General features: G+C 62.1%; 14 protein-coding genes and 1 pseudogene. 4 read left to right on the top strand and 11 right to left on the bottom strand.

Annotation, left to right across the window (positions count from 1 at the left end; translation table 11 throughout):
* Positions 1-236: 236 nt before the first annotated feature.
* Entirely contained in the window at positions 237-1,103 is an 867-nt protein-coding gene (locus J2J99_RS05885; protein WP_205918571.1) for a LysR family transcriptional regulator, read from the bottom strand.
* A 71-nt stretch (positions 1,104-1,174) separates the two neighbouring features.
* Here J2J99_RS05885 and J2J99_RS05880 point away from each other — a divergent pair, with 71 nt between their 5' ends.
* Positions 1,175-2,146 carry a quinone oxidoreductase family protein gene (locus tag J2J99_RS05880; RefSeq protein WP_168294391.1) on the top strand — a complete coding sequence of 324 codons (972 nt, stop codon included), beginning with the start codon at positions 1,175-1,177 and terminating at the stop codon, positions 2,144-2,146.
* Positions 2,147-2,379: 233 nt separating this feature from the next.
* Positions 2,380-3,333, top strand: coding sequence for an NmrA/HSCARG family protein (locus tag J2J99_RS05875; protein ID WP_168294392.1), 954 nt, complete (start codon positions 2,380-2,382; stop codon positions 3,331-3,333).
* Positions 3,334-3,372: 39 nt separating this feature from the next.
* Here J2J99_RS05875 and J2J99_RS05870 read toward each other — a convergent pair whose 3' ends face one another.
* The 3 genes from J2J99_RS05870 to J2J99_RS05860 all read right to left on the bottom strand — a co-directional run bounded on the left by J2J99_RS05870 (position 3,373) and on the right by J2J99_RS05860 (position 5,938).
* The gene (locus tag J2J99_RS05870; RefSeq protein WP_168294393.1) at positions 3,373-4,293 is read right to left on the bottom strand and encodes a LysR family transcriptional regulator; all 921 of its coding nucleotides are present in this window, start codon (positions 4,291-4,293) and stop codon (positions 3,373-3,375) included.
* A 100-nt stretch (positions 4,294-4,393) separates the two neighbouring features.
* Positions 4,394-5,425 carry a LacI family DNA-binding transcriptional regulator gene (locus J2J99_RS05865; protein ID WP_168294394.1) on the bottom strand — a complete coding sequence of 344 codons (1,032 nt, stop codon included), beginning with the start codon at positions 5,423-5,425 and terminating at the stop codon, positions 4,394-4,396.
* A gap of 273 nt (positions 5,426-5,698) precedes the next feature.
* A complete protein-coding gene (locus tag J2J99_RS05860) occupies positions 5,699-5,938 on the bottom strand; it encodes a hypothetical protein (protein ID WP_168294395.1) in 240 nt (79 codons plus the stop codon).
* Here J2J99_RS05860 and J2J99_RS05855 point away from each other — a divergent pair.
* Together J2J99_RS05855 and J2J99_RS05850 are read left to right on the top strand one after the other, a co-directional pair.
* Entirely contained in the window at positions 5,937-7,439 is a 1,503-nt protein-coding gene (locus J2J99_RS05855; RefSeq protein WP_168294396.1) for a DegQ family serine endoprotease, read from the top strand. The two genes, J2J99_RS05860 and J2J99_RS05855, sit on opposite strands and share 2 nt — an antisense overlap.
* Before the next feature lie 539 nt (positions 7,440-7,978).
* A complete protein-coding gene (locus J2J99_RS05850; protein WP_168294397.1) occupies positions 7,979-8,179 on the top strand; it encodes a hypothetical protein in 201 nt (66 codons plus the stop codon).
* Between the two features lie 301 nt (positions 8,180-8,480).
* Here the strand turns inward: J2J99_RS05850 and J2J99_RS05845 are convergent, their stop codons facing one another.
* From J2J99_RS05845 to J2J99_RS05815, 7 genes and pseudogenes are all read right to left on the bottom strand, one after another.
* Positions 8,481-8,666: a hypothetical protein gene (locus tag J2J99_RS05845; protein ID WP_168294398.1), complete on the bottom strand. Its 186-nt coding sequence runs from the start codon at positions 8,664-8,666 to the stop codon at positions 8,481-8,483.
* Positions 8,667-8,853: 187 nt separating this feature from the next.
* Positions 8,854-9,282, bottom strand: a complete 429-nt coding sequence (locus tag J2J99_RS05840; RefSeq protein WP_168294399.1) for a DUF1515 domain-containing protein — start codon at positions 9,280-9,282, stop codon at positions 8,854-8,856.
* A 12-nt stretch (positions 9,283-9,294) separates the two neighbouring features.
* Positions 9,295-11,151: a hypothetical protein gene (locus tag J2J99_RS05835; RefSeq protein WP_168294400.1), complete on the bottom strand. Its 1,857-nt coding sequence runs from the start codon at positions 11,149-11,151 to the stop codon at positions 9,295-9,297.
* Positions 11,148-11,375, bottom strand: coding sequence for a hypothetical protein (locus J2J99_RS05830; protein WP_064823091.1), 228 nt, complete (start codon positions 11,373-11,375; stop codon positions 11,148-11,150). Before J2J99_RS05830 ends, J2J99_RS05835 begins: the two co-directional genes overlap by 4 nt.
* Before the next feature lie 4 nt (positions 11,376-11,379).
* Positions 11,380-11,742, bottom strand: coding sequence for a hypothetical protein (locus J2J99_RS05825; RefSeq protein WP_168294401.1), 363 nt, complete (start codon positions 11,740-11,742; stop codon positions 11,380-11,382).
* Positions 11,742-12,206: a lysozyme gene (locus J2J99_RS05820; protein WP_168294402.1), complete on the bottom strand. Its 465-nt coding sequence runs from the start codon at positions 12,204-12,206 to the stop codon at positions 11,742-11,744. The genes J2J99_RS05825 and J2J99_RS05820 overlap by 1 nt, the downstream gene beginning before the upstream one ends.
* A pseudogene (locus J2J99_RS05815) lies at positions 12,181-12,410 on the bottom strand (hypothetical protein). The gene J2J99_RS05820 and the pseudogene J2J99_RS05815 overlap by 26 nt, the downstream one beginning before the upstream one ends.
* Positions 12,411-12,645 lie beyond the last annotated feature (235 nt).

Here is a 12,645-nt window from a genome sequence, read left to right as displayed (position 1 = left end):
CAGAATTAATTGAAAATTACAAAATCGCTACCCTGCAGCTTTCTAAGGCGCCGAAAGACTATAGCCTAAGTGACGACGAAAGAGCAGCTAGCATAATTGTGCCTGATGATTACATTAAGCTGCGAAATTTCATAAACGATGCGTACAAGGGAAGATCTTCTATGTATTTGTTGTTCCTATATATAGGAATACATAAAATTATTATTTCATTCGAGGCGTGATGTGCACCCGGCGGACTACGCCTGCAGAACGGTTTTCAGCGCATCGATGACGACGCGAATGGAGGGGACGTCCTTGATGTCCGAATGGACGACCAGCCAGACCTCTCTCGTCAAAACATGTTCCGTCTCAATGCGCTGGAGGCCGCTGGACGCCGGGACGGCGAATTCGGGCAGCATGACGACACCTGCGCCGAGCCTTGCGGTTGCGGCCTGAAACTCCAGAACGGACGACCTGACCGCGATCGGCCGGCCGGCGGCGAGCTCGATCAGCCGCAACTGTTGCGGTGAGGCATTCATGGTTTCGTCGTAGCCGATGAAGGTCCAGTCCTGCGGTGGAACGGTTTCAAGATAGGTCTTCGATGCGTAAAGATGAAAGCTTGTCTCGCCGAGCTTGACGATCAAGTAATCGCCGTCCTCGGGACGCGACATCCGCACGGCGATATCTGCCTCTCGTCTGTTCAGCGAGGCGAGGCGCTTTTCGCCAACAAGGGTGATCTCAACGCCGGGATGGTCGCGCCTGACGGCCGCGATCGGCTTTGCCAGCAGCACGCTCGACAGTGCGGGGGGCGCGCTGATCCTGACGTGACCGCGCAATTCCGTGGTGCTGCTGCGACCAAGCTGCTCGATGGCTGCCGTCTGGACCGCAACGAGAGCTGCGTGCCGGGCAACCTGCTCTCCGTCCTGGGTCAAATTGATGCGCCGTCCGCGCCGGTCGACGAGCTTGCGACCCAGGCTCGCTTCGAGCGACGAGACCCGCCGGCTTATCGTGGCGTGTTCGACGCCGAGCTGCCTTGCGGCGCCAAGCAGCGTTCCCGACTGGGCCAGCGCCAGGAAATGCCGAAGGTCGTCCCAGTCGATATTTGTGAATTCTCTCCCAATCATTGGGAGAGAATAGGGAATTTTCACACATGGCGCCACCGCTTATTCTGCCCACATAAAGGAGAGAACGAGCGATGACCGACCAAATCGTATGGCTGAACGCCCCCGGCGACGTCACCCAGTTCCATGTCGAGAAGCACCATTGTGATCCTCCGGCTGACGGCGAGATCAAAATTCGTCATGAGGTGATCGGAACCAACTTTCTCGACGTCTACCACCGAACGGGCCTCTATCCGATGCCGTCCTACCCCTCGGTGATCGGCGCCGAGGCGGCGGGAATCGTCGAGGATGTCGGCGCCGGCGTCTCGATGTTCAAAAGGGGTGACCGCGTCGCCTATGCCGGACCTCCGGTTGGCGCCTATCTCTCCGCGCGGAATATCGCCGCTGAAAGGGCGATCAAGCTGCCGGATGGCGTTTCCGCAAAAACGGCAGCAAGTTCGCTCCTCAAGGGCATGACGGCCTACATGCTGTTGAGAAAGACTTATGATGTGCGTGGGGGAATGCAGGTTCTGGTTCATGCCGCCGCGGGCGGGCTCGGCAGCGTCCTCGTTCGCTGGGCCAAATCGCTGGATGCCACGGTGATCGGCACGGTCGGCTCTTCCGAGAAGGCGGCGCTTGCCGCATCATGGGGCGCGGATCACCTCATCGTCGGACGGGACGCCGATATCGTCGCGGAAGTGAAACGGCTCACGAACGGGCCCGGCGTAGACGTCGCCTATGACGGCATAGGCGGCGACACGCTCCTCAAGACCATACGCTCGGTCCGGCCATTCGGCATGGCCGTCACCATCGGTCAGGCGGCCGGTGCCATTCCGCCCGTGCCTGTCGCGGAGCTTCACCCGGGCAAGGCCCTCTGCCGTCCGAGCATCATGGCCTGGTGTGCTGACATCGGACAGTACCGCGAGGCAGCACTCGCTGCCGTCGGAGCGATGGAAACAGGAATCGTTTCGCAAATCGCTGCCGAATACCGTTTGGCCGATGTTGCCAAGGCGCACGAAGAGATGGAGTCCGGACGCTCGGCGGGCAGTATCCTGCTGATACCCTGAGCAATAGAGGGCGCCGGCAGAGCCTTTGGTTCTCCGGCGCTTCCCGGTCGCCCCGTTCTCTCCATTTATCCAAAAAACGGCATTATCTTATGCATTATGCGTATCTACAGCTGTAGTCCCCGATGAGTTATTGGTGCCTGCCATGGGGTGGGCCATCGGCATCGGCCGACCGCCCTCCCGGCATAAGACGCCGGCTCTTCAGCCGGCAGCCAATAACAGGGAAGGATGAAGCCATGTCTAAAGACAACAAGCCACTGATCGCGGTTACCGGTGCAACGAGCAAACAGGGGCGCAGCGTCGTTGCGACACTTCTTGCAAGCCAGCGCTTCCGCGTCCGTGCTTTCACGCGCAGAAAGGATTCGCCGGAAGCTTTGCGTCTGGAAAAACTCGGCGCCGAGATCGCCGCCGTGCCGCTCGAACTCGGCCGGCAGCAGGATTTCGTTGCTGCCTTCAAGGGCGCGGATGGCGCGTTTCTGATGACGCCGCCGATCGCCCCGCCGGAAACAACCGAGGCGCCTCTCGGGCGGCAATTGGCGGATGCGGCCGTGGAGGCCGGGGTCGGGCACATTGTCTTCAGCACGCTCGAGAATGTCGACGAGATCACCGGCGGGACGAAATATGCGCCGCACTTTACGGACAAGGCACGCGTTGCGGATCACATTCGCGGCCTGCCGGTCTCGCATTCCTTCATCATGCTGGCATTCTTCTACACCAATCTTCTCGAATATTATGCGCCGCGCATGGAAGGCGACACGCTGCTGTTGCCGATTTATCTTCCTGAAGGTTTCGCAGCACCCTTCGTCGATCCGCTGACGGCGACCGGCCCTGTTGTCCTCGAGATCTTCTCAAACCCCGAGCGCTACAACGGCAAAACGCTGCCGGTCGTCGGCGATATCATTTCTCCGCGCCAGATGGTCGAAACCTTTCAACGCGTGACCGGCCGCAAGGCCGAGTATCGAAATGCTTTCACCAGGGAGGGGCTGCTCACCTATTTTCCGGAGTTTGCCGCCAACGAATTTCTCGTCCGAGAGATTCTCGGGATGGTCGAATATGCGGTCGAGTATGGCTATTTCGGCAAGGAGCACGATCTCGAATGGAGCCGGCGGCTGGTCCCAGAGACGCTCAACTGGGAGCAGTTTCTGCGGACGTCGGGCTGGCGCGGCGACAAGCGGTCTTTCGCAGGCTGAGGCCTGCCCCGCGACAACGACATGCTTGAAAACAACGCGTTACGATGGCCGGATTCCCGGCAGCTTGGCAATCTCGGCGGCAAGATAGTCGACGAGAAGGCGAACGCGGGCAATGGCTGCGCGCTCCGGCACAATCAGCAAGCTCAGCGGGACCGGCGAAGGCCGATAGTCTGCGAGCACGACCTCGAGCCGGCCATCGTCCAGCAGATCGTGAACCAGCCAAAGATGGGTAGGGCCAATGCCGCGTCCGGCCGCAAGGGCTTCGCGCGCCGCAAGCCCGTGGTCGACGCGCAACCGACCGCTGACCGGGATCGTCAGGCTGCTGCCGTCGGGAGCGGAAAGACGGAGCTGATTGCTGCCTGCCACGTTGGACATCACGACGGTTTCGTAGCGTGAGAGATCGGCCGGACGCTCCGGCCGCCCCCGGGCGGACAGATAGGTCGGAGCGCCGACCAGCAGCCGCTGGCTCTCTCCGACCGCATGAAGTTTCATCGAGCTGTCGGCAAGAGGCCCGAGACGCAGCGCCACGTCAACGCCCTCGCGAACCAGATCGATACGCTCGTCCGTCAGGTTGAGGTCGACGCGGATGTCAGGATGCCTGTCCTGGAAGTCGAAGATCATTCGCGTGACATGCATGACGCCGAGCGCTGCCGTACAGGAAAGGCGAACCGCGCCAGCCGGCGCCTGACGTGCATCTCTGGCTTCTTCGGCAGCCTGTTCGACGAGGCGCAAGATCTGAAGGCAGTTGGTATAGTAGCGACTGCCTTCTTCCGTCAGGGTGACGCGACGCGTGGTGCGGCTGAGAAGCGGCACGCCGACAGCCTCCTCGAGCTCGTTGAGGTGGCGCGTCACGGTGGATTGGCCGATGCCCAGTTCCTTTGCCACCAGCGACAGGTTGCCGCGCTCGGCGACGCGGACAAAGGTCCGCATCCTGTCGAAAAACAGTCCCGCCTTATCCATTTTTCAGCACAGTGATCGTCATTTCGTTGATATCAGGAATAATCCGGGCGGTTCCCGGCAGCAAGGCCCGGCTTCAAATCTGTTGTCGCGTCGGAGCAGATTATCGTGTCGAACCGCGTGCAATGATCGAGAAACCACAATCGACCCGGTCCTCGCCAGGCGGTTCGCCGCGGATGGCGCGCAGCAGCATGTCGGCAACGCGGTAGCCGATGTCGTGGCGCGGGATAGACACCGTCGTCAGCGACGGCTCGATGAAGGCGGAAAATTCCAGATCGTTGAAACCGCAGATGCCGAGTTCCTCCGGCACGCGGATGCCACGCGCCTTGCATTCGATGAGCACGCCGAGCGCCAATTCGTCGCTCTGGGCAAAGACGGCATCGACATCGGGCACGCGCTCGACCAGGCGGGCAAACAGTTCCCTGCCGAGGCCGGTGCGGCTTGGCGCATCGCCGCCGATAATCAGATCGGGGTCGAAACGCCCGGCTTGCCGCATCACATCCTCATAGCCTTCGATCCGCCGGCGCGAGCGGACATCGGCGCCGCGGCCGAAGAAGGCGATCCTGTTATAGCCCCTCGACAACAGGAAGCGGGTCGGTTCGGCGCCTGCCGTATAATGATCGAGGCCGACGACGAGCTTCTGCGGCTCCTGGCTGAGATCGGTGATATGGGCGATCGGACAGGCAGCGTTTTCGATCAGCGGCAGAAGTTCGCGGTAGGATTCGGCGCCCGCAATGATGACGCCGGCCGGCTTCTGCGTCAGGAAGGATTTCAACAGGCCGGCCTCGCCCTCGGCATGGTGCAGTGTATTGGAATATTGCACGGTGAGATCGGTGTCGCGGAAGCGATCCTCGATACCGACCATCAGGCCGGTGAAGCCGTATTGGTGCAAGGCGGGCGAGATGACGGCGACGATGCCGTTGTGGCGGCCGGCCAGCGCCCGGGCAGCGAGATTGGGAATATAGCCCATTTCCTCGACCGTGCGCAGGATCTCCTCGCGCAGATCCTCGGAGACGATTTCGGGATTGCGCAGCGCGCGCGAGATGGTGATCGGACTGACGCCCACCTTCTTCGCCACATCGCTGAGTTTCACGGGCGCACCGCGCCTGGGCCCGCTGCCCCCCGCCACCGACATGCTCGTCGCTCCTCGTCTGCCGCTGCGGGACTCATACACTGCCGATTCTCCGCCTTTACTTTCTGAAGAAGAAATATTTTAGAGTCTACTAACATCTGATCGTCGCGACCTGTTCCCAAGGCGGCGGGATCGTCGGCCGGCAATAAGCCTATTGTTTTCGATGGAAATCCGAGCGGATGCGATGTTGCCGGAGAGATTGCGGCTGGCCTTTGCCGATGCGCCGCAGCCGCCCTTGAGCGGCGGCCGGAATGAAGGTTAAACCCAAGTCACACCTTACAAATCGGCAATATAAACATGATCAATATTTAATTTGTAAATCGCCTCGACGCAATCATATGAATAGGCGAGCGCGAATTCTTCCATTCGCCAGGCCGCCGCCCCCGACGACTGCGCGTATCCTCGAGAGGAATTGGCGCCTACGCCATCCGACGCCAGGTCCGCACTCATTGGAGCCATGACGCCGTCACACGCAACGCTCTTCCAAGGGGCTAGCGCCCAAGAGATTACCGCCATGCCACATATCCTCCGCAAACACCGCACCGCAGCGCTCGTCGGAGCCGCCGTCATCGCCGGCGCCGCCTGCCTGCCCTTTGCAATCAACACGTCCAACGCTTTTGCCGCACCCTCGGATACGGGCGGCATTCTGGCCGCGGGCGGCTCGTTCGCCGCGATCGTCGACGCCGACAAACCGGCCGTCGTCACCATCACCACGACGATGAAGGCGACCGACGTCAGCGCCGATCAGCAATCGCCGATGGACGAGCAGTTCCGCCAGTTCTTCGAGGATCAGGGGATCCCCCTGCCCCGGCAGGCGCCGCGCAATCCGCGCTCGCAGCATGCGATGGCGCTCGGCTCCGGCTTCATCATCAGCCCTGACGGCGTCATCGTCACCAACAACCATGTCATCGACAATGCTCTCGACATCAAGGTGACGCTCGACGACGGCACCGAACTGCCGGCCAAGCTGATCGGCACCGACCCCAAATCCGATGTCGCCGTGCTGAAGATCGCGGCCGGCAAGCCGCTGCAGACCATCGCCTGGGGCGATTCCGACAGGCTGAAGCTCGGCGACCAGATCCTGGCGATCGGCAATCCCTTCGGCATCGGCACGACGGTAACGGCGGGCATCGTCTCGGCGCGCGGCCGCGACCTGCATAGCGGACCCTATGACGACTTCATCCAGATCGACGCGCCGATCAACCACGGCAACTCCGGCGGCCCGCTCGTCGACCGCGAGGGCAAGGTGGTCGGCATCAACACCGCCATCTATTCGCCGAACGGCGGCAGCGTCGGCGTCGGCTTCGCCATTCCCTCCGATGAGGCCAAGGCGATCGTCGCCAAGCTTGAGAAGAACGGCTCGATCGACCATGGCTATCTCGGCGTGCAGATCCAGCCGGTCACCAAAGACGTCGCCGATGCCGTCGGTCTCGACAAGACGGGCGGGGCGCTGGTGGCCGCCGTCTCCGCCGATACGCCGGCCGCAGAGGCCGGCCTGAAGCCCGGCGATATCGTCCTCTCGGTCGGCGGCGAGGCCGTCAAGACGCCGAAGGACTTGTCGCGGCTCGTCGCCGATCTTTCACCGGGTACGCGGGAATCGCTCGCCGTCTGGCGCGACGGCAAGACGATCGATCTCAGCGTCACCGTCGGCGCCAATGCCGACGGCCAGAAACAGGCGGCGGTCGAACACCCGGACGCACAGGGCCAGGCGACCGGCCAGCCGAGCCTCGGCATCGGCCTTGCCGATCTGACGCCCGACCTGCGCCAGCAGCTCGATCTGCCGCGCTCTGTCAGCGGCGCCGTGGTCGCCAGCGTCAAGCCGGACAAGTCGGCGGCCGCCGCCGGCATCCAGTCGGGCGACGTCATCGTCTCGGTCAACGACCGGCCGGTCCACAATGCCCGCGACGTCAAGGCCGCGATCGCCGAAGCCGGCAAGGCCGGCCGCAAATCGGTGCTGCTGCTCATTGAACGCGACGGTAATAAAACCTTCGTCGCCGTGCCTTTTGCCGCGGCCTGAAGCGGCCGCGTCCGGCAATAAACTTTCGTCGCCGTACCCTTTGCCGCGGCCTGAAGCGGCCGCGTCGGGCAATAAAACCTTCGTCGCGGTGCTATTTGTCGAGCCCTGAAGCGGCCGGGCATTGCGACAACCGAAATGGAGATCAAAAGCCCGTCCGTGCAGACGGGCTTTTCCTGTCTCTGTCCGGCCCCGGCACAAGCTGCCCGCTTCCCAAGCCATTGCCGCCGCTGCCTATGGCAAATTCCGCGATTGCGCGCGAAAATCCTGCGGGACGGGCCATTTTTCGTGCCGGAAAGCGACACGGAAACAAGAGGTTGCACCATCAGCTGACAGCGGCTTGCGAGGGCGACCCGCTGCCGCCGGACGAATTAACCCTACGCGCTTACCTTAATATCAGCATCCGCTTGAATGCGTGCCGCCCTGTGCCATCGTATTTTCACGATTACTAATTGTCCGGATCTGTACCGGACCCCAAGCCCGCTTTCCGTGGAAAGAGGCTTCATGCGTAGGGGCGTAACATATCAAACGGAGGGTATGCCGTGAGCAATGTCGTGGAATTTCGTGCCAAAAGCCCGCAAGTCAAAACTCTGTCCGACTGCCGCGAGGCACTTGAACCGCATGTGATGAAGATCGTCGCCGAGGCCGTCGGCTGGGGCTTTCCGCCGGCGGAAGCGGCCATGGTAGTCGCCGATATCGCCGATGATTATATTCTGATGCTGTCGCGCGAGCTTCCACATTGAAGGCGCGGGGTGCGCGCTGCTGTCGGCCGAGAATGTCAGTGGGCCGCGCAGCGCCTGCAGGGGTAGCAGGGGTACACAGGAGACAAAACCTGCCACGCGGCCCTTCACTGAAAACACCTGGCGGCGCCGGAAGTTCCGCCGGAGATACTTGAACGGCGCAGTATTTCCCAACTTATTTCTCCCAGCGGAAATATTCCGTGACCCATTGTCGCGCTCTCCGAGTAAAACTTCGTCGCACAATCTATTGCTGCCGGATTTCTGCTTGCGTCTTCGGAATACAGAGAGCTCCAGCTGCCCGTTTTCACCGCCATTTCGGCTGGCGCGGCGGCTGATTGGCCTGGATCTCGTGCAACGGCGCGTGAGATCCCAGCAGCTTCTTCAGCTTCTTCTCCTCCGCCGGCCCAATGCCGAACTTGCGGCAATGCTCCGCGATATCATGCTCCCGCGGACCCGGAACGCGCACTTGGCGATTGTTCATGTCCTTCATGTCTGTTTCCTCCTGAAAGAGATAACAAACAGGCGGCGATTTGGTTCGTTAGCAAAGTCTAAAATTCGGACATGTTTGCGCACGGCCTGCGAGACTTCACTATATCAGCCGCGCGAGGCTTGTTTTGCTGCGCTTCAACTTGATGGCATGCTCCGCGAATTGCCATGAGCGTAGAAACGTGCACTGCTCAACTGATCTTCAACCAATGCCTGAACGCCGCCACGGCGCCGTCGCTGGCATAGGCAACGATCCCGCCGGTCGTCAGCCCGGCAAAGGCGATCAGCCCTGAAATGCCGTAGCCGATCGATTTCATCCGTTTCCACTCCTCGAGCGCCGGGCCGACCGTCTCCTGGTTCCTCTCGACGGTTTCCTTGAGCGTTCCGATCTCGGCGCGGATCTGCGCATCGGCGCCGCCGCTGATCGCCACTTTCGTATCGAGACGGGCGATCTGCCTTGCCTGCTCGTCAAGGCGCTTGTGGATCACCACCCTGGAATCATGGGCATTGGCCTTTTCGTCACCCATCTCCTGGCGCAGCAGCGCGACGTTTTCCTCGATGCCGGTCAGGCGGCCCTCCACGCGCCCGAGAGCGCGCAGGATATCGTCATTCGATGTCATATCGGCACCCTGTCATGAATTGAATTTCAGCTTTTCGGATTGCGCAATGCCGTCGGCGATGCGGTCGATCATGATCGCCTGCGGATGGATGAAGGACACCGGCGAAAGCTCTCCGACCGACGGCGCCGGCCGCACCACCGAGCCAACCGGCAGGATGGCGGCGCTCGCCCCCTGATAGGTGATGACGTTGCCGGCGATGCTGCCGACGACCTGGGTGCTGAGGCGAGCGACGCCCTCCGGACCCGAATATATATGCAGCGTCTGCTCCGGCCTGAAGAGGCTGGCATCGGCGACGACGATCGTATTGTAGGTGGTCACACCATCCGTTCCGGCCTGAGCGGTCAACATGGTGCTCGGAAGCTCCAGCATGCCAGGCCAGACGCCACCCCTCGACGGCGACACCCAGGCGCCGTAGGTATCGATCGCCGCATCGCAGCAGGCCGATGTCTGCGCCATGATATCATCGTGCAGCCGCCATTTGCCCGAAGCGTCCGTGCCGTCCGCCGGCCAGCTGTTGTTGGCGCCATAGACCTGATATTCGGCCCGCAAGCCGAGATCGTTGCAGGTAATGGATCCGGTTGCCGGCGACGTGCCGCCTGAGAATTCGTAGGTGAAGCTATTGGCACCGGTGACGGTGATCACATAGTTCCCGTTGTAAGCCGTCGGCGTTGCGTTTGAAATACTGACGGTCTGCCCCGTCACAAGACCGTTGAGGCCGCTTGCGATGGTCGCCGTTGCGACGGTGCCAACGGATGTGAGCGTAACGTTGCGCGTGATCGTCGTGCGGCCGAGTGGCGGGAAGGCCACGAACCTGACGCCCGCATATTCCGTGCGCAGTCGCCCGACCAGGCCGCGGTAATTGCTGTTGAACCAGGTGCTGTAGGATGTCGATGTATCGTTCTGCCCCATCTGGTTGGCGATGACGGTGAAGGGCAGCTTGTTGCCGTTGAACGCCTTGATCTCGCGAATGATATCCCTTCTCCGGGTTGCGATGGACGACCCGGATCCGGTGTATTCGCGCAGCGATCCGGCGCCCGGCATGCCGACCAGGCAATGCGGAATTCTCCCGGTGCCGCCGTCCTTGTCGAGCCAGCGGCGCAACCAGCCGAGATTGCCGCGGGCATCGGCGGCGGAAGAATATTCCTGGCGCGCCTCGCCGATGCTGTCGACGAAGCCGAGGGCGACCGGTCTTCCGTCCCAATCGCCCTTGGCGACCATGAAATCGGCGCCCCAATATTGCGGCTGCGCCTGCTGGCCATAGCTCGTATCGAGGGCGGCGGTGCTGTCGGCGAGCGGGCTATCCTTGAAGGCAAGCAGCGTATCGAGATCGCCGGCACCCCAGACGCGTTCGCCGCGATGCTTCTGGATGCGGTAGACCGGCCAGATCTTGTCGCCGACGGCGGTGTGATAAAACAGCCAAATTTCGATTTCGCTTTCCGGCGCGACATCGGGAATGGTCAGTTCGTCCGTCCAGGCGCCGTTCGTCTGGTCGGCGACCGTCACGGTGTTCGAGCCGGCGAAGCTGCATTGGTGGAAGACGCCGGCGACGCGGATGAACATGGCATCGGCGATGACCGAATTGCCCGGCGTGCCGATCGCGCCGGTAACGACGGTTTCCTGCGGCGAATTTCCGCCCTCGGTCGAGGCGAAGCCGGAGAGATGGAAGCGGAAGGTCCGCGTCTTATATTGCGGCGTGTTGACGACGATCTTGGTGCAGACATAGTTCGTGCCGGAGGCGGCGGTGACGATCGCGCCCGACGGCATGCGGTTGCGGGTGGCGAAGAACATGTAGCGGTCGGGATCTCCGGCGCTGCCGTCCCCACCTTTCAGCAGCGGATTGGCAAGGGCAATCGAAATGGCGTTCATCATCGGCGTCTTCCGTATCGGCTGGTGAGGTCGTCGTAGAATTCGACGGTGCGCCCCTGGCGGGCATTGGCGCGGTCGAGCGCCTGGCGCTCACGGGCAAGGATTGCGATCAGCGGCTCGCCTTCGAGGACAGGCGCATGCGCTTCCTGCCGTCTCAAATCGTCGGGCAGCGGCGGCAGCACGAGGCCGGCCGCCGCCCTCCCCTTGGCAACCGCCGCCTGGTTCAGGCGCTCAGTGGCGGAGCAGCCACTGACGATCAGCAGCAGTGACAGCGCAAGCGCGGTTCTCTCGCGAAAGCTCGAGTTCATAGGATCGGATCTCGTTTTCCAATGTGTCTCTGGCCGCCTGCTCGGCCACCTCCGCGGCCAGAAGGCGCTTGCGGTGCTCTTCGGTGGCGAGCGAGGCCGCATTGCGCTGGCGCTCCATCTCGGCCGCCCGCGCCTCGGCCGCTGTCTTCTCGGCCAGCATCACATAGCCGGCGCGCGCCTGCCGGGCCGCCGAGGGATAGCCGATCGAAACGGCATAGAGGTGATAGAGCACCAACCCGGCGGCGATGCCGGCGCCCATCTTGAGCGTGTCGAGCAGGGAGAACATCAGATGCCCTCCAGGCAGAATTGCCGCTCTTTCTGCCGGCGCCGCGTCAGCCCGGGAAAGATGATGCCGGCCGCACGGTTCCACTTGAGCAGCGCCTCGCAGCCCTCGGCCGTCCTGCCCTGGTTGATGAGCCTGACCGCGCTCGAGCCGCAGGCCGCCCTGACGCCGACATTATAGGCAAACGAGGTCAGCGCCACGAAACGCGCATCCGGCAAGGGCACGCGGACACAGCTTTCGATGCCGCGCGCATAGGCCTGAAGCTCCAGCGCCAGCAGCGTCTTGCACTGCTCCACCGTCCTGCGATCCCCGGGCTTCACCCCATTGGTGCTGCCGTAACAAATCGTCCAGGGCGGCCCCTTGGTGGCCGGATCGGGATAGGCATTCTGCCGCAACCCCTCGAAGCTGCCGACGAGCGCCACGGCCATTGCAGCCGCAGCGCTACCCTTCTGAAGGCGGTTTGCCATTCAGTTCTCCTGAGATTTGCTGTTGAAAGACGAGGCGGGCGACGATCGCCGCCGCGGTGAGCAGGCCGGTCATGATCGACATGGCGAGCTGGATGTAGACTCGAGGATGATGAAAATGAGCGCCAACGCCATTAGACGGACGCTCCAGGCGTACTTCAGCGCTGGCGAACCAACCGCGATCCGATAGCCGGGAATATCGGCCATGACGACGGGATTTGCGCCGATCACGGCGCCGGTCCCTCTCATTTGGCACCTGCGCCGATCCAGACGGCATCGCCATTTTCGACAATCCGATGTCCGCCTTCGCTCGACTTAAGCGCCGTTGCCGTCAACTCTATGAGGAGCCGCGACGAGGTCGCGATTCCAGAGATTCGATGTCGACGGCTACAAAAATATCGGTACCGATCGGTACGCCAACGGTTGTCTATTGCTAAAGTTT

The sequence above is a fragment of the Rhizobium binae genome (assembly GCF_017357225.1).
GTDB classification, from domain to species: domain Bacteria; phylum Pseudomonadota; class Alphaproteobacteria; order Rhizobiales; family Rhizobiaceae; genus Rhizobium; species Rhizobium binae.
This window is presented reverse-complemented; position numbering and strand designations above follow the sequence as displayed.